An 18,622-nucleotide genomic window follows, 5' to 3' on the forward strand; every position below is an offset into this window, starting at 1 on the left:
AACGAATTGAAGAGTAGTGATGTATGTCTGCAAATGTAGTGGTAATAGGCAGTCTGAACATGGACCTGGTCACCCGGGCGCCGCGCTTGCCCCGGGGCGGCGAGACGCTGATCGGCCATTCCTTCGCGACCGTGTCCGGTGGCAAGGGCGCCAATCAGGCCGTAGCTGCCGCGCGACTGGGTGCGCAGGTGTCGATGATCGGCTGTGTGGGCAACGATGCCTATGGCGTGCAATTGCGCGAAGCCCTGCTGGCCGAGCAGATCGATTGTCAGTCGGTCAGTGTGGTGGAGGACTCCAGTGGCGTGGCGCTGATCGTGGTCGATGACAACAGTCAGAACGCGATTGTCATCGTGGCCGGTGCCAATGGTTCGATGACTCCCGCGGTTATCGACCGGTTCGACGCCGTGCTGCAGGCTGCCGACGTGATCATCTGCCAGCTGGAAATCCCCGATGCGACGGTCGGCCATGCGCTGAAACGTGGACGTGAGCTGGGCAAAATGGTCATCCTCAACCCGGCACCGGCCAGTCGCCCGCTGCCGGCGGACTGGTTTGCCGCCATCGATTACCTGATTCCCAACGAGAGCGAGGCCGCCGCCCTCAGCGGCCTGCCGGTGGACTCGCTGGAGACCGCTGAAAAAGCTGCGGCGCACCTGATTTCACTGGGCGCTGGCAAGGTCATCATCACACTTGGGGCTCAAGGCTCATTGTTCGCCAACGGCACGGGTTACCAGCATTTTCCTGCACCCCAAGTAAAGGCTGTCGATACCACTGCCGCGGGGGATACCTTTGTCGGCGGATTTGCGGCTGCGCTGGCGGCCGGCAAAACCGAGGACGAGGCCATTCGTTTCGGGCAAGTCGCTGCGGCCCTGTCGGTCACCCGGGCAGGTGCCCAGCCCTCCATTCCTACCACCTCCGACGTACAGGCATTCAAACCCGCATGAAAAAGACTCCTTTGCTCAATGTCGCCCTGTCGAGGCTGATTGCTTCTCTTGGACATGGCGACATGGTCGTGATCGGCGACGCTGGCCTGCCGGTGCCGCCGGGTGTCGAGCTGATCGACCTGGCGTTGACGCACGGCGTACCGGACTTTGTCAGTACCCTGAAAGTCGTGCTCAGCGAAATGCAGGTGGAAAGCCATGCGCTGGCCAAGGAGATTTTCGACAAGCAACCGACTGCGCTGTCCACGCTGGACGAGCTGAATGACGAAGGCTCGCTGGGGCGGCGTGACCTGCTCAGTCACGAGCAATTCAAGGTACTCAGCCGACAGGCACGAGCGATTGTTCGTACGGGCGAATGTCAGCCGTACTGCAACATCGTGCTGGTAGCCGGTGTTACGTTCTAACAGGATTCAACCCTTTCGATTTCATTTGCACAAGGAGTGCGCCATGCACCGCTATGCTCAAAAAATGCATCAACTGATTCGGAGTCTGCTGCTTTTGTCCGTTATAACCGCGACCGGCGCCCAGGCGGCAGAAAAGATCGACCTGATCATCGACACCGATCCGGGCGCCGACGACGTGGTCGCCCTGTTGTTTGCCCTGGCCTCCCCGGAGGAACTGAACATTCGCGCGTTGACCACCGTGGCCGGCAACGTGCGTCTGGACAAGACTTCGCGCAATGCCCGGTTGGCCCGTGAGTGGGCAGGGCGAGAAGAGGTCCCGGTGTACGCCGGTGCGCCGAAACCGCTGATGCGCACGCCGATCTACGCCGAAAACATCCATGGCAAGGAAGGCCTGTCGGGTGTCACCGTGCACGAGCCGAAAAAAGGCCTGGCCGAAGGCAGTGCGGTCAACTACTTGATCGACACCCTGAAAAAAGCCAAGCCGCACAGCATCACCATCGCGATGCTCGGTCCACAGACTAACCTGGCCCTGGCACTGATTCAGGAACCGGAGATCGTTCAGGGGATCAAGGAAGTGGTGATCATGGGGGGCGCCCACTTCAACGGCGGCAACATCACGCCAGTGGCCGAGTTCAACCTGTACGCCGACCCGCAGGCAGCGGAGGTGGTGCTCAAAAGCGGCGTGAAACTGACCTACCTGCCGCTGGACGTGACCCACAAGATCCTGACCAGCGATGCGCGCCTGAAGCAGATCGCGGCGCTGAACAACAATGCAAGCAAGATTGTCGGCGACATTCTCAACGAGTACATCAAAGGGGATATGGAGCACTACGGCATTCCGGGTGGTCCGGTGCATGATGCCACCGTCGTGGCTTATCTGCTCAAGCCTGAACTGTTCACGGGTCGTTCGGTGAATGTGGTCGTCGACAGCCGTGAAGGCCCGACGTTCGGCCAGACCATTGTCGATTGGTATGACGGCCTCAAGGCACCGAAGAACGCCTTCTGGGTTGAGAACGGCGACGCCCAGGGCTTCTTCGATCTGCTGACCGAGCGTCTGAAACGTCTGAAGTAAGCCATGCGCCCGCAGGTTTCAGCTTGCGGGCTTTTACTCCCTCTCGGTATCCGATGTCCCTTTGAAGTCATCGGGATACTTCTCGAACAGTTGGGCAATGAACGACTGCGCGCCCTGCGGTCCCAGCGTCTTCACCAGTAAATCGATGCTGATCAATGCCAATTCTTCCGGACTGCCTGGACTGTAAGAACTGTGCCCTTGTGGCCAGGTGGCCTTGATGTCGGCGGTAATACTTACGGTAGTCATGGCAGGCTCGGTCACAGGATCTGAGTCCTGAGTTAACCACTTTGCCGAACGTTTGGCACTGCGACTTAGGCATGAGCGTGGGGCTATGCGACACTTGGTTGTTTCCGCAATAAAACAAGGATTGAGCAGTGCAGATCGATTTGAATAGCCCCGACGGCCTTAGCCTTGATGCTGTCCGCCAGATGCTGGCGTCGGCCAGTGATGATGATCACACTCAGCTGCGTGTGACCAAGGGCGGGATTGCCTATATCTCTTCGGGTGTCACTGGTGGGCAGGACATCGATGGCCTGCTGTTTCGCCTGGAGACCTGGGCTAAAGGCTCGGGATATGTGGGAAATGTCGCGGCCAGCGATGAGGTCTGGGTCATGCAGATCTTCAATGCACTCAAGGACAATTGGCCGAACCCTTCCTACGACTACATAGACGTCTACTGAACGTCATTAATATTCAGTGACGTTTTACGGGGTGATGCTTCAGGCTTGGCTAAGGCACACTCGGCGTTTTTCCGATCGTGGGGCAGGGTGATGGCACTCTCCGTGAAACCAAACGCCGTATTGGCGGTCGCACGATCTCTGCTCAAAATTGAAATAAGGAGGCTTCAATGCCTTGCAAGTTCGTGTCACTGGGTGCACTGATGATCGTTGCTCTGTTGGCGGGTTGCGGTACAACCTCCAGTGAATCGCAGAAGGATCCCGTGACGACTGAGGCGGGTCATGATCGTTGTGAGGCATCAGCTGCGGAGTTCGCTCTCGGCAAGAAAGCTTCGCCGGAGCTGTTGGAGCAGGCGCGCAAGAAGGCCGGTGCGCAGAACGCTCGGTTCCTAAAGCCTAATGACATGATTACGCTGGAGTACCGCTCCGATCGCCTCAACCTCAATACCGATCAGAACCTGGTGATCACTCGCGTCAACTGTGGCTGAGCCTCTCGGGCTTTTGTTTCACCCATAAAAAACCCCGTCACATGGACGGGGTTTTTTTAGTGCGCCGGAAGATTACTCTGGGCGGACTTGTGCAGCTTGCATACCCTTTTGGCCTTTCTCAGCCACGAAGGAGACGGTCTGGCCTTCTTTCAGGCTTTTGAAACCGTCAGTTTCGATAGCTTTGAAGTGTACGAACAGGTCGTCACCGCCACCTTGAGGAGTGATGAAGCCGAAGCCTTTTTCATCGTTGAACCATTTAACGGTGCCGGTTTGGCGATTAGACATGGTGTATCTCCAAGAAACATATATTTTCAGTAGTACTGTGCTGCTCAGGCCAACTGGGCACACCGGGGTATCATAGTCGAAATGTTCGCTTTGGTAGCCCCCCGGACGTGCTGTTTGCCAATCAGTCGTGTTTTCTTTACTGCCTGTTTCGGCTGGAGGCCGCGGTTTAAAAGGCCTCGAGCGAAAAATAAAGACAATAAAAAAACCTGTAAAACCTGCATAAATCGTACGAAAAGGCCTGAATCAGATGCTTTTCAGCGGTGCTGGGGGCAGTGAAAAGGCCTTTTTCATCATTTTTTCGCCGGGGTATTGGCCTTGCATTTGGCAATTTGCCCCAGGGCTTTTTGTTGCAATTCCTGGCTGGCCTTGTTGTCCATCAGCGCCTGAATGTCACTGGCCGGATAGGATTTGATGGCATCGGCACCGCACGCGCAGTGGGATTTTGCGGCAGCGGCACCGATTTGCGGAGTGGCCGCCTGGGTGCACTGAGCCATGTATTTCTCACGCTCGCCCTTTGGCCAGTCAGCGTGGGCGCTCAGCGGCAGCAGCAAGACGAGGGGGGCGACTGCAGCAAGCAGGGTATTAAGACGCATGCGAGGATGCTCCTTGTGGGTCAATGTCTTGTTATCTGAGGGCCCGAAGGCCGATCAAGTTCAGCACTCTGGCATAAAACAGATGATTTGCCTCCCGATAAAACCACAGTGCATCGGCGACCGTTCATCTGTGCTAGCATGCCTGGCTCGGGCGTTCGCAGGCTCCGGATGACCTTCAGTCCCGGTAGCGGCAGTGCACGAATTTTCTGATTTGAATCCCAGTCACTCTGGTTCGGTTTTCCGGTTGGCCGCAAGGCTCCTGCCGCTGTAAGGCAGGCGTTCGTCATTGAATGGCCAGGATCGGATCTTGTACTGGCTCATCCCAACCCACGTGACCTTTGGTAGGGGTCACCACTAGGAGAGGAGGCGCCATGCCAACTATTACTCTTCCCGACGGCAGTCAACGTTCATTCGATCACCCGGTTTCCGTAGCCGAGGTCGCCGCATCCATTGGTGCCGGTTTGGCCAAGGCCACCGTGGCCGGCAAGGTCAACGGCAAGCTGGTCGACGCCTGCGATATCATCGACAGCGACGCGACGCTGCAAATCATCACGCCAAAGGATGAAGAGGGGCTGGAGATCATTCGCCACTCTTGCGCCCACCTGGTCGGCCATGCGGTCAAGCAACTGTACCCGACTGCAAAGATGGTTATCGGGCCGGTCATCGACGAAGGTTTCTATTACGACATCGCCTTCGAGCGTCCTTTTACTCCGGACGACATGGCGGCTATCGAACAGCGCATGCAACAGCTGATCGATACAGAATATGACGTCATCAAGAAAGTCACTCCGCGTGCCGAAGTGATCGAAGTGTTCAAGGCCCGTGGCGAAGACTACAAGCTGCGCCTGGTCGAAGACATGCCGAACGAGCAGGCCATGGGCCTGTACTATCACGAAGAATACGTTGACATGTGCCGCGGTCCGCACGTGCCGAATACCCGCTTCCTGAAATCCTTCAAGCTGACCAAGCTGTCCGGCGCCTACTGGCGCGGTGATGCCAAGAACGAGCAATTGCAGCGCGTCTACGGCACCGCTTGGGCTGACAAGAAGCAGTTGGCGGCTTACATCCAGCGTATCGAAGAAGCTGAAAAGCGCGATCACCGCAAGATCGGCAAGCGCCTGGGCCTGTTCCATACCCAGGAAGAAGCGCCGGGCATGGTGTTCTGGCACCCGAATGGCTGGACGTTGTACCAGGTACTTGAGCAGTACATGCGCAAGGTGCAGCGCGACAACGGCTATCTTGAAATCAAAACGCCGCAAGTCGTTGACCGTAGCCTGTGGGAAAAGTCCGGGCACTGGGCCAACTACGCCGACAACATGTTCACCACCGAGTCGGAAAGCCGCGACTACGCGATCAAGCCGATGAACTGCCCTTGTCACGTGCAAGTGTTCAACCAAGGCCTGAAGAGCTACCGCGAGTTGCCGATGCGTCTGGCCGAGTTCGGTGCCTGTCACCGTAACGAGCCTTCGGGTGCGCTGCACGGCATCATGCGTGTGCGTGCGTTCACTCAGGACGACGCGCACATCTTCTGCACCGAAGAGCAGATGCAGGCTGAATCCGCTGCGTTCATCAAGCTGACCATGGATGTTTACCGCGATTTCGGCTTTACCGACGTCGAGATGAAGCTGTCCACTCGTCCGGAAAAGCGCGTCGGTTCCGACGAGCTGTGGGATCGCGCTGAAGCTGCGCTGGCTGCAGCTCTTGATAGCGCGGGTCTGCCGTACGATCTGCAGCCGGGTGAGGGGGCGTTCTACGGTCCGAAGATCGAATTCTCTCTGAAAGATTGCCTCGGTCGCGTGTGGCAGTGTGGTACCTTGCAGCTCGATTTCAACCTGCCTGTGCGTCTGGGAGCCGAATACGTCTCCGAAGACAACAGCCGCAAGCATCCGGTGATGTTGCACCGTGCGATCCTCGGTTCGTTCGAGCGTTTCGTCGGGATTCTGATCGAGCACTACGAAGGTGCATTCCCTGCGTGGCTCGCGCCAACCCAGGCAGTGATCATGAATATCACTGATAAACAGGCAGATTTCGTCGCTCAGGTCGAAAAAACTCTCAACGAAAGCGGGTTTCGTGCCAAGTCCGACTTGAGAAATGAAAAGATCGGCTTTAAAATCCGCGAGCATACTTTGCTCAAGGTTCCATATCTCTTGGTTATTGGGGATAAGGAAGTCGAGATGCAGACTGTCGCTGTGCGTACTCGTGAAGGTGCTGACCTGGGCTCGATGCCCGTCGCCCAGTTCGCTGAGTTTCTCGCGCAAGCGGTTTCCCGGCGTGGTCGCCCAGATTCGGAGTAATTATTATTAAGCGTGAAATGAGACAAGATAAACGAGCTGCACCGAAAGCCCCGATCAACGAGAATATCTCGGCACGCGAGGTTCGGTTAATTGGCGCTGATGGCGAGCAGATTGGCATCGTCTCGATTGATGAAGCGCTTCGTATTGCTGAAGAAGCAAAGCTTGATCTGGTAGAAATTTCTGCCGACGCAGTCCCACCGGTTTGCCGTGTGATGGACTACGGCAAATCGATCTTCGAAAAGAAGAAGCAGATTGCTGCGGCGAAGAAAAACCAGAAGCAGATTCAGGTAAAAGAAATCAAGTTTCGTCCAGGGACGGAGGAAGGGGATTACCAGGTAAAACTGCGCAACCTGGTACGTTTCCTGAGTGACGGGGACAGGGCCAAGGTATCCTTGCGATTCCGCGGCCGTGAGATGGCCCACCAGGAGCTGGGGATGGAACTCCTCAAGCGGGTTGAACAAGACCTGCTCGAGTACGGTTCGGTCGAACAGCATCCTAAGATGGAAGGACGCCAGCTGATCATGGTCATCGCCCCGAAAAAGAAGAAGTAATCAACAGGGCACGGCAGGCCTTCTGATTATGTTTATCAACTGAATGCGGAGTATCCGAACATGCCAAAGATGAAAACCAAAAGTGGTGCTGCTAAGCGGTTTCTGAAAACTGCTAACGGTATCAAGCACAAGCACGCTTTCAAGAGCCACATCCTGACCAAAATGTCGACCAAGCGTAAGCGTCAACTGCGCGGTAGCAGCTTGCTGCATCCGTCTGACGTGGCAAAAGTCGAGCGCATGCTGCGCCTTCGTTAATTTTTGGATCAAGAATAGAGGAAGTAACTCATGGCTCGTGTAAAGCGTGGCGTCATTGCCCGTAAACGTCACAAAAAAATTCTGAAACTTGCTAAAGGCTACTACGGCGCACGCTCCCGCGTATTCCGTGTTGCCAAGCAAGCGGTAATCAAGGCAGGCCAATACGCCTACCGTGACCGTCGTCAGAAAAAACGTCAGTTCCGCGCTCTGTGGATCGCTCGTATCAACGCTGGTGCTCGTGTTAACGGTCTGTCCTACAGCCGTTTCATCGCTGGCCTGAAAAAAGCGTCCATCGAGATCGACCGTAAGGTTCTGGCTGATCTGGCAGTGAACGAAAAAGCGGCGTTTGCTGCGATTGTCGAGAAAGCTAAAGCCACCTTGGCTTAAGTACCCCCGACAGTCACCCGGCCTCACCTCTGTGGGGCCAGGTGTTAAACGTCATAAATAGGGGAAGAGCCTTCAAGCTCTTCCCCTATTTTGTATCTGGAGTCTGTACATGGAAAACCTGGATGCGCTGGTCTCTCAAGCACTAGAGGCTGTGCAAAGCGCTGAAGATATCAATGCCCTGGAGCAAATCCGGGTTCAATACCTTGGCAAAAAAGGTGAATTGACTCAGGTGATGAAGACCCTGGGAAATTTGCCGGCAGAAGAGCGTCCGCAGGTCGGCGCCCTGATCAACGTTGCCAAGGAACGTGTCACAGGCGTTCTCAATGCGCGCATGGCTCTGTTTGAGGAAGCCGAACTGGCTGCCAAACTGTCTGCCGAATCCATCGACGTGACCCTGCCGGGCCGCGGTCAGACCTCCGGTGGTCTGCATCCGGTCACCCGGACTCTGGAACGTATCGAACAGTTCTTCACCCATATCGGCTACGGCATTGCCGAAGGCCCCGAGGTCGAAGACGACTATCACAACTTCGAGGCGCTCAACATCCCAGGCCACCACCCGGCCCGGTCGATGCATGACACCTTCTATTTCAATGCCAACATGTTGCTGCGCACCCATACCTCGCCGGTACAGGTCCGCACCATGGAGTCGAAAAAGCCGCCGATCCGCATCGTCTGCCCAGGCCGTGTGTATCGCAGCGACTCCGATATTACCCACTCGCCGATGTTCCATCAGGTTGAAGGCCTGCTGGTTGATCGCGACATCAACTTCGCCGACCTCAAAGGCACGATCGAAGAGTTCCTGCGGGTGTTCTTCGAGAAAGAACTGGCCGTGCGTTTCCGTCCTTCGTACTTCCCGTTCACCGAACCTTCCGCCGAAGTCGACATGGAATGCGTGATGTGCAGCGGTAAAGGCTGCCGCGTCTGCAAACAGACTGGCTGGCTGGAAGTGATGGGCTGCGGCATGGTTCACCCGAACGTGCTGCGCATGTCCGGGATCGACCCGGAAGAGTTCTCGGGCTTTGCCTTTGGCATGGGCGTTGAGCGTCTGGCCATGCTGCGTTACGGCGTGAACGACTTGCGTCTGTTCTTCGACAACGACTTGCGGTTCCTCGCGCAATTTCGCTAGTCGTAACGAATTCTTAGGAGAGCAGGATGAAATTCAGTGAACAATGGCTGCGTGGCTGGGTCAGCCCGCAGGTGGATCGCGACGCGCTGGTTGCCCGTCTGTCGATGGCCGGTCTTGAGGTCGACAGCGTTACGCCGGCCGCCGGTGTTTTCAGTGGCGTGGTGGTGGGCGAGGTGCTGAGCACCGAGCAGCATCCCGATGCCGACAAGTTGCGCGTATGCCAGGTCAGCAATGGCGCGGAAACTTTTCAGGTCGTGTGCGGTGCGCCAAACGTGCGTCCGGGCCTGAAGATTCCGTTCGCGATGATCGGTGCCGAGCTGCCGGGCGACTTCAAGATCAAGAAGGCCAAGCTGCGCGGTGTCGAATCCAACGGCATGCTGTGCTCGCAATCCGAGCTGCAGGTCGGTGAAGGCAATGACGGTCTGATGGAGCTGCCGGCCGATGCGCCGGTGGGCGAAGATTTCCGTGTTTATCTGGACCTGGAAGATGCCAGCATCGAAGTCGATCTGACTCCGAACCGTGGCGACTGCCTGTCCCTGGCCGGTCTGGCCCGTGAAGTTGGCGCGCTGTACGACGCTCCGGTCACTCGCCCGGTGGTGATGACCGTTCCAGCGGTGCATGACGAGGTGCGCTCGGTAGAAGTCCTGGCACCTGCCGCTTGCCCGCGTTATCTGGGCCGTGTCATTCGTAACGTTGACCTGTCCAAGCCGACGCCGCTGTGGATGGTTGAGCGCCTGCGTCGCGCCGAAGTCCGCAGCATCGACGCCGCCGTCGACATCACTAATTATGTGATGCTTGAGCTGGGTCAGCCGCTGCACGCCTTCGATCTCGCCGAAATCAATGGCGGCATCCGGGTGCGCATGGCGGAAGAGGGCGAGAAGCTCGTGCTGCTCGACGGTCAGGAAGTCAGCCTGCGTAACGATACGCTGGTGATCGCTGACCACACTCGTGCTCTGGCCATTGCCGGCGTGATGGGTGGCGAGCACAGCGGCGTCTCCGCGACCACTCGCGATGTATTCCTTGAAAGTGCGTTCTTCGACCAGATCGCTGTGGCGGGCAAGGCTCGTTCCTACGGTCTGCACACCGACGCTTCGCACCGCTACGAGCGTGGTGTGGACTGGCAACTGGCCCGTGAAGCCATGGAGCGCGCCACTGGCCTGCTGCTGGAAATCACTGGTGGCGAAGCAGGTCCGATTATCGAGACCGTCAGCGAGCAGCACCTGCCGTCGATCGCGCCGATTACCCTGCGTGCGCAGCGCATCACCCAGATGTTGGGCATGGAAATGGATTCGGCCGAAGTCGAGCGTCTGCTCAATGCTTTGGGTCTGAAGGTTTCCGCCGACGGAGCAGGGCAGTGGCGCGTAGAAGTGCCGAGCCATCGCTTCGATATCAGCCTGGAAGTCGATCTGATCGAAGAGCTGGCACGTCTGTACGGTTACAACCGCCTGCCAGTTCGTTACCCGCAAGCTCGTCTGGCGCCACAGGCCAAGGCCGAAGCGCGCAGCGATTTGCCGGAACTGCGTCGTCTGCTGGTCGCTCGTGGTTACCAGGAGGCGATCACTTACAGCTTCATCGATCCGAAGCAGTTCGAGCTGTTCAGCCCAGGCGTCGAGCCGCTGCTGTTGGCGAATCCGATCTCCAATGACATGGCCGCCATGCGTTCGTCGTTGTGGCCGGGCCTGGTCAAGGCGCTGCAGCACAACCTCAACCGTCAGCAGGATCGTGTTCGTCTGTTCGAGAGCGGTCTGCGCTTTGTCGGTCAGCTGGAAGGTCTCAAGCAAGAGCCGATGATCGCCGGTGTGGTGTGCGGCAGCCGTTTGCCGGAAGGCTGGGCGCAAGGTCGCGATACTGTCGACTTCTTCGACGTCAAGGCTGACGTAGAAGCGGTGCTCGGCTTTGCCGGTGCGCTGGATCAGTTCGCTTTTGCACCGGGCAAGCATCCTGCGCTGCATCCGGGCCAGACCGCACGCATCGAGCGGGATGGGCGTGAAGTCGGCTTTATCGGCGCGATTCACCCTGAATTGTCGAAATCCCTGGGTCTCGACCGTCCGGTTTTCGTCTTCGAGCTGGTTCTGGCTGAAGTCGCTCTGGGGAAAATGCCGAAATTCCACGAGTTGTCGCGCTTTCCTGAAGTGCGCCGTGACCTGGCTCTGATTGCGCACAAAGACGTTGCAGCCTCGGCTGTGCTGGACGTAATCCGTGAAAATGCAGGTGAATGGCTGACAGACCTCAGGCTATTTGACGTGTATCAGGGTAAAGGCATTGATCCTGATAGAAAAAGCCTTGCAGTCGGCTTGACCTGGCAGCATCCATCGCGCACTCTTAATGACGATGAGGTGAATTCGACGACGCAAAACATCCTCACCTCGCTCGAACAAAGGTTGAACGCCACGTTAAGGAAGTGACGTATGGGGGCTTTGACGAAAGCTGAGATGGCGGAACGTCTGTATGAAGAGCTGGGCCTGAACAAGCGGGAAGCCAAGGAATTGGTAGAACTGTTTTTCGAGGAAATCAGGCACGCTCTTGAAGACAACGAGCAGGTCAAATTGTCGGGTTTCGGCAATTTCGACCTTCGGGACAAACGCCAGCGGCCTGGCCGCAACCCGAAAACGGGGGAAGAAATCCCGATCACGGCTCGCCGTGTGGTCACCTTTCGTCCAGGGCAGAAGTTGAAGGCCCGAGTTGAGGCTTATGCTGGAACCAAGTCATAACGACGAACTCCCCGTCATCCCGGGCAAACGCTACTTCACCATCGGTGAAGTCAGCGAGCTGTGTGCGGTAAAACCGCACGTGCTGCGCTACTGGGAGCAGGAGTTTCCTCAGCTCAACCCCGTCAAGCGCCGCGGAAATCGCCGGTATTATCAGCGCCAGGACGTGCTGATGATCCGGCAGATCCGCGCGCTCCTTTACGATCAGGGGTTCACCATCGGCGGCGCACGCCTGCGCCTGTCCGGTGATGAGGCCAAAGACGACACCACCCAATACAAGCAAATGATCCGCCAGATGATCGCCGAGCTCGAAGATGTACTGGTGGTTCTCAAGAAATAATTTCCTGCTTTTAAATACTTCCAGTTTTCAAAAGCTTGCGATATATTCTTGAGCGTCTTTCGAGATGAAAAACAGTTTCACGCCTAGTCGGGGCGTAGCGCAGTCCGGTAGCGCACTAGCATGGGGTGCTAGGGGTCGAGTGTTCGAATCACTCCGTCCCGACCATAATTCCTGATTAAAATCAGACACTTAAGCCGATCAGCTGGATCGGCTTTTTTGTGCCTGCGAAAAACTGCTGTTGCAGCAAAACCGTTCAAGGTTTCTTTTCTTCAACTCCATCCTTCGATCCGCTGGATGTTTGCGCGTCCTTCTCTGTCTCGTGGGGCTCTGCACCGGAGTTCGATCCCGAGGCTTCTTCACCCTTTTTGTCGGCCTTTTCTTCTCTGGGTTCGGTGCCTCCCTGGTTGATTCCGGGAATACCAGTAGGCGGAACGGTACTTCCCGCCATCGCAAATGGTGCGCTGACAGATAAAAGACTTCCAAGCATTAGGGCTGCAGTGATTCTGTTCATCATCTGGCTTCCGCGTAAGGTGCATGGACGTTGGAAGAGCAGGGGCGGGTAAAGTGCCCGTAGGGTGACGGGCGGAAAATCGTATCTATCCGTTCACGGATGCCCGCTATAGATCTGGTTCAATATGAACAGCTCGATGATCGCTACAAAGACGCAGGTCACGACAAATCCGCGAGTGAAGACTCTGCGAGGCTTTTGCCCGGATGTATTGAAGCCGTCCAGTGCTGATCCCAGGTTTGATAAAAACTCCAGTAAGTCCATCCGTGTCTGTCCTTCACTCGGTGCCTGTGTTGAGGTGTGGCGCAGTTTATCTAACTGGTACAGATGATTGCGGCCATGCTTCACTGCTCACGCAACTGGTTCCATTCAATGCCGAACCGGCCGAGATACTTCCTCAATCGGTCCGCATCGTTGGGCTGCGCCTTCGCCTGTCGCGACACGCCGAACAGGCGCCTGCCGGCATCCGACAGGCTGTCTGCCTGTCTGCAGACCTCCAGCACCGCCTTCAATTGCAATCGATCGAACAGATCCAGCGTCTCGGCATCGCCCGGCAAGTCATTCGTCATCCCGGCCGGTTGCGCCAGGCCCCACGCATACCGCAGCCGATCAATTTCCTCCTCGACCTGCGCTTCATCGATTCGCCCGCTGTCGGCCAGCGTCGCCATGCGCGTGATCGAGGCCGAAAGTTCGCGAAAATTGCCCAGCCACGCAGCTTCCTGTGAGCTGGCGAAACTCAGGTAGCGCCGTCGGGCTTCAAGGTTGAAGTGCACCAGTTGGCCGTGTTCGCGCGCGTGGCGTTCAAGCTCGAAATCGATGTTGGGTTCGATGTCTTCGCGGCGACCCGCAAGGCCCGGCAGATCGAACGTCCAAAGGTTGATTCGTGCGTAGAGATCTTCCCGGAACAGGCCTTCGGCGACGCGACTGCGCAGGTCGCGGTGGGTGCCGGCGATGATCAGGAAGTCGCTGTCGACCTCCTTGTCCGAGCCCAGCGGGAAGAAGCGCTTCTCCTCGATGGCCTTGAGCAGCATGGCTTGTTCGTCTGCCCCCAGTTCGCCGATCTCGTCGAGAAACAACATGCCGCCGTCAGCGGCCCGCAGCAGGCCATCGCGGGCATTTTGCGCGCCGGTAAAGGCGCCTTTGACGTGGCCGAACAGCGCGGACATTGCCCCGTCGCCACGCAGCGTGGCGCAGTTGACTTCAACGAAGCGTCCCTGCATTTGATGGCGACTGCGTTTGAGCTCGTAGATGCGTCGGGCGAGAAAAGACTTGCCGGCGCCGGTTGGGCCGATCAGCAGCATCGGCGCTTTCGAGCGCACGGCTACGCGTTCGATTTGCTCGATGGAGCGGTTGAACGCGGTGTTGCGGGTGGCGATGCCGGACTTGAGAAATTCCAGGCCTTCCAGGCGTTTGTGGGTGAAGCGTGAGGCAATGCGGTCGTAGCGCGACAGATCCAGGTCGATCAGGGCGTGGGTGCCGGTGGCCGGCTCGTCTTCACTCTTGCGGCGGGCGGGGGAGGTCTGAATCAGGCGTGCCGGCAGATAGCGCGCCTCGGTCAGCAAGAACCAGCAAATCTGTGCGACGTGGGTGCCCGTGGTGATGTGTACCAGATAGTCCTCACGCTCGGTATCGAAGGTGTATTCGCAGGTGAAGTCGTGGAGTGCGCCGTAGACCTCTTCGAAATCCCAGGGGTTGCGCAACGCCATCGGGTGCAGGCGCACTTCTGTGCCCGGCGACACCTGACGGATGTCCTCGCGAATGCGTTCGGCCAGGCTCGCGTCCCGGGCGTCCGTGCCGTGTATCAGTTCCAGTCGATGGATCAAGATGTCCGGCTGCTGGCACAGGCCCACGCTAGGCCGCCAATGATTCCAGCGGTTGGCGCCTTTGCCGACGCGATCGAGGGTGGCGCCGATGAAGCCGATGGCGACGGTGCGTTTGCTGGGCATTGATTATCCTGAAAGATAAATGACGATATCGAATGATAGGGTTATAGGGCTTTATTTGTCGTGATGAAAATAAGGTCACACTCGTTCTAAAAATAAAAACGTTATAAATCAAATAGATAAAAATATTTCACGATGGTCATAAAAAACTGGCACAGCGGCTGCAATATCTCTCGCAACGAACAGGACAACACAGCGAGACGCCACGATGGCCAACTTCAACCTCTTCAACACGCAATCGAAAACCCTGCCGGCCTGCGACACTTTGAATGCTTCCGGAGCCGCGGCTTATGCCTACACGCCCAAGCATCAATTGGCGCAGCTGGCAGTCACCGGTTGCCTGAATTCGACCTTTTACGCATCCGCTCAAAGTCAGTTGGATCAGGTGTTGAAGCTGGTGGCGGAGCTGGACAGCCGTTTCGTGGCAAATACCGCTCTTTATGCTCGCCAGAAAGGACACATGAAAGATATGCCGGCCTTGTTGCTGGCAGCGCTGACGGCTCAGCGCTCGGCGCTGGTGCCGGAGGTGTTCGGGCAGGTCGTGGACAGCGGCAAGATGCTGCGCAACTTCGTGCAGATCCTGCGCAGTGGCGCCACCGGTCGCCGCTCCCTCGGCTCCCAACCCAAGCGCCTGGTGCAGAACTGGCTGAACAGCGCGACCGAGCGACAGCTGTTACAGGCATCGATCGGCAATCAGCCTTCGCTGGCGGATGTGGTGAAGATGGTTCACCCAAAACCGTCCGAGGCCTGGCGCGAAGCGTTTTTTGCCTGGGTGATCGGTAAACCGGTGGATGCACAGGCGTTGCCCGCACTGACTCGCGATTTGCTGGCATTTCGCAGTGGTGCGAGTGATCAAGTGCCTGAAGTGCCTTTTCAATTGCTCGGTAACGAAACATTGAGCAAGGAGCAATGGGCGGCTCAGGCACGAAACATGGGCTGGCATGGCCTGCGTATCAACCTCAATACGCTGGCGCGCCACGGTGCTTTTGAAGTACCGGGTTGCACCGAATATGTGGCCGCGCGGTTGGCGGATCCCGAAGCCGTTGCGAAGGCTCGGGTGTATCCGTACCAGTTGCTGGCGGCGTACCGGATGGTCGGCGATGACGTGCCGGCGCTGATTCGCGAGGCTTTGCAGGACGCCCTGGAGCTGTCATTGACCAATGTGCCGAAGCTGCAGGGTGCGGTGGTGGTTTGCCCGGATGTTTCCGGCTCGATGGGCAGCCCGCTGACCGGTTACCGTCAGGGTGCGACCACAGCGGTGCGCTGCATCGATGTGGCGGCGCTGATTGCGGCGGCAGTGTTGCGTAAACAACCGACGGCGCGGGTGATGCCGTTCGAATGGAAGGTGGTGGATATCACCCTCAACCCGCGCGACAGTGTGATCAGCAATGCCGAAAAGCTTGCGGGCATTTTCGGCGGCGGAACCTGCTGCTCGGCGCCGTTGAAGAAACTGGCGGACAGCAAGGCCAGGGTCGATACGCTGATCATGGTGTCGGACAACGAATCCTGGATCGATGCGCGACGCCAGGGCGCCAGCGAGACGATGCTGCAATGGGAACGGATCAAGCGGATCAACCCCCAGGCACGCCTGATTTGCATTGACCTGCAACCGGGTTGGGCGACGCCGGCGGCGGATCGTGACGACATCCTGAATGTCGGCGGTTTCAGTGATGCGGTGTTCGATGTGATTGAGCAGTTCACTGCCGGCCGATACGGACCGCAGCACTGGGTCGAAGCGATTGAAAGCATGGGATGAGGCGATGAGCCGCCCAATGAATTGATTTGTCACGGGCACTGAATGCCGGTGGGACTACATCCAAGACGTCTCACCAAACCCTTGTCAGTGCGCGTGACGGCACGAATGCCGATGGCTGTACATCTGAGGCCGGCTAACCCCGGTGCGCGGCAACGTGCAACAGTCATCAACCTTTGTCGTGCCACCTTTTTTGAATCTGCCGGCGAATGCCGGTGGAACTACCTGAAGAATCGAGATGATGAAAGAACACACTTACCAACTGCTGGAAGTCGCCAACGGCAAACCGATCAAGCTCTGGACCGAAGGCGTCCCGGTGGAAAACGAAGCCCGCGAGCAGTTGATGAATACGGCGAAGATGCCTTTTATCTTCAAGCACCTGGCGGTCATGCCGGACGTCCATCTGGGCAAGGGGTCGACCATCGGCAGCGTGATTCCCACGGTCGGCGCGATCATTCCCGCCGCGGTCGGCGTGGATATCGGGTGCGGCATGATTGCCGCACGAACCTCGCTGACGGCGGCTGATCTGCCGGACAACCTGCATGGCCTGCGCAGTGCCATCGAACAAGCGGTGCCCCATGGCCGCAGTTCAACCCGGTCGCGTCGTGACAAAGGCGCCTGGGACGAGATTCCGCAACAGGCCGACCAGGCCTGGGCGGCGCTGAATCCACGGTTCAAGGCCATCACTGACAAGTATCCGAAACTGGCCAACACCAATAACCGTGGACATCTCGGAACACTGGGCAGCGGTAACCACTTCATCGAAGTGTGCCTGGATGAGGCCAACCGGGTCTGGTTCATGTTGCACAGCGGCTCGCGCGGTGTCGGCAACGCGATTGGCAACTTGTTCATCCAGATGGCCCAGGCGGATATGCGGCAGCACATCGCCAACCTGCCGGATCGTGATCTGGCGTACTTCGAAGAAGGCAGCCGGCACTTTGACGATTACGTGGAAGCAGTGGGCTGGGCCCAGGATTTCGCCAAACAGAACCGTGCGTTGATGATGCACGCGGTGATTCAGGCCACACGGCAAATTATCCGCAAGCCGTTCGACGTCGCGCTGGAAGCGGTGAACTGCCATCACAACTACGTGCAGAAGGAGCGACATTTCGGCGAGGACATCCTGGTCACCCGCAAAGGCGCGGTATCGGCGAAAAAGGGCGAGCTGGGGATCATCCCCGGTTCGATGGGCGCCAAGAGTTTCATTGTGCGCGGTCTGGGCAACGAAGAAGCGTTTTGCTCCTGCAGCCACGGTGCCGGTCGGACCATGAGCCGTACCAAGGCCAAGAACACCTTCACCGTCGAAGACCAGATCCGTGCCACCGCGCACGTTGAATGCCGCAAGGACGCTGCGGTGATCGATGAAATTCCGATGGCCTACAAGGACATCGACAACGTCATGCACGCCCAGCGTGAGCTGGTTGAGGTGCTGCATACCCTGCGTCAGGTGGTGTGCGTCAAGGGATAACGCGTGCCGCAAGGCACGCCGGAACAAGGATTGAAGGACATGAAACTCGAAGAACGTCACCCGCTGTGCAGCGCCATGCGCGCCCGGGTGCTGGAAGAACTGGCGCGCATAGAGCGCGAACGCAATGTCACGGTGTTGTATGCCTGTGAATCGGGCAGCCGGGCGTGGGGTTTTGCCTCGCCCGACAGTGATTACGATGTGCGCTTCGTTTATGTGGAGAAACCGGAGTGGTTCGTCCAGGTCGATGTGCCAAGGGATGTGATCGAGCGACCGCTGGATGACGAGCTGGATGTCAGTGGCTGGGAACTGCGCAAGACCCTTGGGTTGTTGCGCAAATCCAACCCGACCTTGCTCGAATGGCTCGACTCGCCGCTGGTTTATCGCAGCGAGGGCGCAGCGGTTTCGCAGCTGCGGGCATTGGCCGAGGCGTTCTACAGCCCGCCAGCCGCGCGAAATCACTACCTGTCGATGGCGAAGAAAACCTTCCGTGGTTATCTGCAGGGCGAAAGCGTGCGGTTCAAGAAGTACTTTTATGTACTGCGGCCGCTGCTGGCGGTGCGCTGGATTGATCAGGGTCGCGGCCGGCCACCGATGACGTTCAGCGATCTGCTGAGCACCGTCGATGACCGGGCATTGCTCGATGAGGTCGACGAACTGCTCGCGCTCAAACGCAATGCCGACGAGAGCGCTTACGGTCCGCGTCGTCCGGCGCTGCATGAATTCATTGAGGCGGAACTCGAGCGTGCGGTGCCGACATTGCCCAGAACCCGGGAGGATTCGCGTCAGCTCGATCAATACCTGCGGGAAACCGTGGGTCTGTACGCATAAGGAA

The 18,622-nt window shown here is 57.8% G+C and carries 21 protein-coding genes and 1 tRNA gene; 17 read left to right on the forward strand and 5 right to left on the reverse strand.

Features of this window, described 5'->3' with window-relative positions; genetic code table 11:
• Positions 1-23 precede the first annotated feature (23 nt).
• The 3 genes from rbsK to L6D81_RS15500 are packed head-to-tail and all read left to right on the forward strand — an operon-like array spanning position 24 to position 2,414.
• Positions 24-941, forward strand: coding sequence for a ribokinase (gene rbsK, locus L6D81_RS15490; RefSeq protein WP_236180723.1), 918 nt, complete (start codon positions 24-26; stop codon positions 939-941).
• On the forward strand, positions 938-1,342 hold the full coding sequence (gene rbsD, locus L6D81_RS15495) for a D-ribose pyranase (protein ID WP_236180725.1): 405 nt from the start codon (positions 938-940) through the stop codon (positions 1,340-1,342). The genes rbsK and rbsD overlap by 4 nt, the downstream gene beginning before the upstream one ends.
• A gap of 43 nt (positions 1,343-1,385) precedes the next feature.
• Positions 1,386-2,414 (forward strand): nucleoside hydrolase, encoded by a 1,029-nt coding sequence (locus L6D81_RS15500; RefSeq protein WP_236180727.1) that lies wholly within the window; start codon positions 1,386-1,388, stop codon positions 2,412-2,414.
• Between the two features lie 33 nt (positions 2,415-2,447).
• On the opposite strand, the gene L6D81_RS15505 is transcribed toward L6D81_RS15500, so the two are convergent.
• Positions 2,448-2,660, reverse strand: coding sequence for a hypothetical protein (locus L6D81_RS15505; protein WP_236180729.1), 213 nt, complete (start codon positions 2,658-2,660; stop codon positions 2,448-2,450).
• A gap of 128 nt (positions 2,661-2,788) precedes the next feature.
• On the opposite strand from L6D81_RS15505, the gene L6D81_RS15510 reads away from it, so the two are divergent.
• The gene (locus tag L6D81_RS15510; protein ID WP_236180731.1) at positions 2,789-3,094 is read left to right on the forward strand and encodes a hypothetical protein; all 306 of its coding nucleotides are present in this window, start codon (positions 2,789-2,791) and stop codon (positions 3,092-3,094) included.
• 167 nt (positions 3,095-3,261) lie between these two features.
• The gene (locus L6D81_RS15515) at positions 3,262-3,579 is read left to right on the forward strand and encodes an I78 family peptidase inhibitor (RefSeq protein WP_236180734.1); all 318 of its coding nucleotides are present in this window, start codon (positions 3,262-3,264) and stop codon (positions 3,577-3,579) included.
• A gap of 72 nt (positions 3,580-3,651) precedes the next feature.
• On the opposite strand, the gene L6D81_RS15520 is transcribed toward L6D81_RS15515, so the two are convergent.
• Both L6D81_RS15520 and L6D81_RS15525 read right to left on the reverse strand, forming a co-directional pair.
• Positions 3,652-3,864 carry a cold-shock protein gene (locus L6D81_RS15520; RefSeq protein ID WP_007956027.1) on the reverse strand — a complete coding sequence of 71 codons (213 nt, stop codon included), beginning with the start codon at positions 3,862-3,864 and terminating at the stop codon, positions 3,652-3,654.
• 290 nt (positions 3,865-4,154) lie between these two features.
• A complete protein-coding gene (locus L6D81_RS15525; RefSeq protein WP_085747799.1) occupies positions 4,155-4,457 on the reverse strand; it encodes a hypothetical protein in 303 nt (100 codons plus the stop codon).
• A gap of 371 nt (positions 4,458-4,828) precedes the next feature.
• Between L6D81_RS15525 and thrS the strand changes: the two genes are divergently transcribed.
• From thrS to L6D81_RS15570, 9 genes are all read left to right on the forward strand, one after another.
• Complete coding sequence (gene thrS / locus L6D81_RS15530) at positions 4,829-6,751, forward strand: threonine--tRNA ligase (RefSeq protein ID WP_007956031.1); 1,923 nt, start codon at positions 4,829-4,831, stop codon at positions 6,749-6,751.
• Positions 6,751-7,302, forward strand: coding sequence for a translation initiation factor IF-3 (infC, locus tag L6D81_RS15535; RefSeq protein WP_169432615.1), 552 nt, complete (start codon positions 6,751-6,753; stop codon positions 7,300-7,302). The genes thrS and infC overlap by 1 nt, the downstream gene beginning before the upstream one ends.
• A gap of 60 nt (positions 7,303-7,362) precedes the next feature.
• Positions 7,363-7,557 carry a 50S ribosomal protein L35 gene (gene rpmI, locus L6D81_RS15540; protein WP_002553160.1) on the forward strand — a complete coding sequence of 65 codons (195 nt, stop codon included), beginning with the start codon at positions 7,363-7,365 and terminating at the stop codon, positions 7,555-7,557.
• Positions 7,558-7,587: 30 nt separating this feature from the next.
• On the forward strand, positions 7,588-7,944 hold the full coding sequence (rplT, locus tag L6D81_RS15545; RefSeq protein WP_002553161.1) for a 50S ribosomal protein L20: 357 nt from the start codon (positions 7,588-7,590) through the stop codon (positions 7,942-7,944).
• A 109-nt stretch (positions 7,945-8,053) separates the two neighbouring features.
• On the forward strand, positions 8,054-9,070 hold the full coding sequence (pheS, locus tag L6D81_RS15550) for a phenylalanine--tRNA ligase subunit alpha (RefSeq protein WP_011333387.1): 1,017 nt from the start codon (positions 8,054-8,056) through the stop codon (positions 9,068-9,070).
• A 26-nt stretch (positions 9,071-9,096) separates the two neighbouring features.
• A complete protein-coding gene (pheT, locus tag L6D81_RS15555; protein WP_236180736.1) occupies positions 9,097-11,475 on the forward strand; it encodes a phenylalanine--tRNA ligase subunit beta in 2,379 nt (792 codons plus the stop codon).
• A 3-nt stretch (positions 11,476-11,478) separates the two neighbouring features.
• Positions 11,479-11,781, forward strand: coding sequence for an integration host factor subunit alpha (ihfA, locus tag L6D81_RS15560; RefSeq protein ID WP_002553164.1), 303 nt, complete (start codon positions 11,479-11,481; stop codon positions 11,779-11,781).
• The gene (locus L6D81_RS15565; RefSeq protein WP_003179985.1) at positions 11,762-12,118 is read left to right on the forward strand and encodes a MerR family transcriptional regulator; all 357 of its coding nucleotides are present in this window, start codon (positions 11,762-11,764) and stop codon (positions 12,116-12,118) included. Before ihfA ends, L6D81_RS15565 begins: the two co-directional genes overlap by 20 nt.
• A gap of 88 nt (positions 12,119-12,206) precedes the next feature.
• A tRNA-Pro gene (locus tag L6D81_RS15570) sits at positions 12,207-12,283 on the forward strand.
• Between the two features lie 88 nt (positions 12,284-12,371).
• On the opposite strand, the gene L6D81_RS15575 is transcribed toward L6D81_RS15570, so the two are convergent.
• A complete protein-coding gene (locus L6D81_RS15575) occupies positions 12,372-12,629 on the reverse strand; it encodes a hypothetical protein (protein WP_236180738.1) in 258 nt (85 codons plus the stop codon).
• Between the two features lie 341 nt (positions 12,630-12,970).
• Entirely contained in the window at positions 12,971-14,572 is a 1,602-nt protein-coding gene (gene rtcR / locus L6D81_RS15580; RefSeq protein WP_236180740.1) for an RNA repair transcriptional activator RtcR, read from the reverse strand.
• A 205-nt stretch (positions 14,573-14,777) separates the two neighbouring features.
• Between rtcR and L6D81_RS15585 the strand changes: the two genes are divergently transcribed.
• From L6D81_RS15585 to L6D81_RS15595, 3 genes are all read left to right on the forward strand, one after another.
• Positions 14,778-16,325 (forward strand): RNA-binding protein, encoded by a 1,548-nt coding sequence (locus L6D81_RS15585; RefSeq protein ID WP_236180742.1) that lies wholly within the window; start codon positions 14,778-14,780, stop codon positions 16,323-16,325.
• Between the two features lie 238 nt (positions 16,326-16,563).
• Positions 16,564-17,790: an RtcB family protein gene (locus L6D81_RS15590; protein ID WP_236180744.1), complete on the forward strand. Its 1,227-nt coding sequence runs from the start codon at positions 16,564-16,566 to the stop codon at positions 17,788-17,790.
• A 39-nt stretch (positions 17,791-17,829) separates the two neighbouring features.
• The gene (locus tag L6D81_RS15595) at positions 17,830-18,618 is read left to right on the forward strand and encodes a nucleotidyltransferase domain-containing protein (protein WP_236180746.1); all 789 of its coding nucleotides are present in this window, start codon (positions 17,830-17,832) and stop codon (positions 18,616-18,618) included.
• Positions 18,619-18,622: the final 4 nt, after the last annotated feature.

This window comes from Pseudomonas sputi (assembly GCF_021603585.1).
GTDB classification, from domain to species: Bacteria; Pseudomonadota; Gammaproteobacteria; order Pseudomonadales; family Pseudomonadaceae; genus Aquipseudomonas; species Aquipseudomonas sputi.

Excerpts from the sequence above, each read along its gene's own strand:
- rbsK (WP_236180723.1), top strand. The coding sequence starts at position 24 with ATGTCTGCAAATGTAGTGGTAATAGGCAGTCTGAACATGGACCTGGTC.
- rbsD (WP_236180725.1), top strand. The coding sequence starts at position 938 with ATGAAAAAGACTCCTTTGCTCAATGTCGCCCTGTCGAGGCTGATTGCT.
- L6D81_RS15500 (WP_236180727.1), top strand. The coding sequence starts at position 1,386 with ATGCACCGCTATGCTCAAAAAATGCATCAACTGATTCGGAGTCTGCTG.
- L6D81_RS15505 (WP_236180729.1), bottom strand. The coding sequence starts at position 2,660 with ATGACTACCGTAAGTATTACCGCCGACATCAAGGCCACCTGGCCACAA.
- L6D81_RS15515 (WP_236180734.1), top strand. The coding sequence starts at position 3,262 with ATGCCTTGCAAGTTCGTGTCACTGGGTGCACTGATGATCGTTGCTCTG.
- L6D81_RS15520 (WP_007956027.1), bottom strand. The coding sequence starts at position 3,864 with ATGTCTAATCGCCAAACCGGCACCGTTAAATGGTTCAACGATGAAAAA.
- L6D81_RS15525 (WP_085747799.1), bottom strand. The coding sequence starts at position 4,457 with ATGCGTCTTAATACCCTGCTTGCTGCAGTCGCCCCCCTCGTCTTGCTG.
- thrS (WP_007956031.1), top strand. The coding sequence starts at position 4,829 with ATGCCAACTATTACTCTTCCCGACGGCAGTCAACGTTCATTCGATCAC.
- rpmI (WP_002553160.1), top strand. The coding sequence starts at position 7,363 with ATGCCAAAGATGAAAACCAAAAGTGGTGCTGCTAAGCGGTTTCTGAAA.
- rplT (WP_002553161.1), top strand. The coding sequence starts at position 7,588 with ATGGCTCGTGTAAAGCGTGGCGTCATTGCCCGTAAACGTCACAAAAAA.
- pheS (WP_011333387.1), top strand. The coding sequence starts at position 8,054 with ATGGAAAACCTGGATGCGCTGGTCTCTCAAGCACTAGAGGCTGTGCAA.
- pheT (WP_236180736.1), top strand. The coding sequence starts at position 9,097 with ATGAAATTCAGTGAACAATGGCTGCGTGGCTGGGTCAGCCCGCAGGTG.
- ihfA (WP_002553164.1), top strand. The coding sequence starts at position 11,479 with ATGGGGGCTTTGACGAAAGCTGAGATGGCGGAACGTCTGTATGAAGAG.
- L6D81_RS15565 (WP_003179985.1), top strand. The coding sequence starts at position 11,762 with ATGCTGGAACCAAGTCATAACGACGAACTCCCCGTCATCCCGGGCAAA.
- L6D81_RS15575 (WP_236180738.1), bottom strand. The coding sequence starts at position 12,629 with ATGAACAGAATCACTGCAGCCCTAATGCTTGGAAGTCTTTTATCTGTC.
- rtcR (WP_236180740.1), bottom strand. The coding sequence starts at position 14,572 with ATGCCCAGCAAACGCACCGTCGCCATCGGCTTCATCGGCGCCACCCTC.
- L6D81_RS15585 (WP_236180742.1), top strand. The coding sequence starts at position 14,778 with ATGGCCAACTTCAACCTCTTCAACACGCAATCGAAAACCCTGCCGGCC.
- L6D81_RS15590 (WP_236180744.1), top strand. The coding sequence starts at position 16,564 with ATGAAAGAACACACTTACCAACTGCTGGAAGTCGCCAACGGCAAACCG.
- L6D81_RS15595 (WP_236180746.1), top strand. The coding sequence starts at position 17,830 with ATGAAACTCGAAGAACGTCACCCGCTGTGCAGCGCCATGCGCGCCCGG.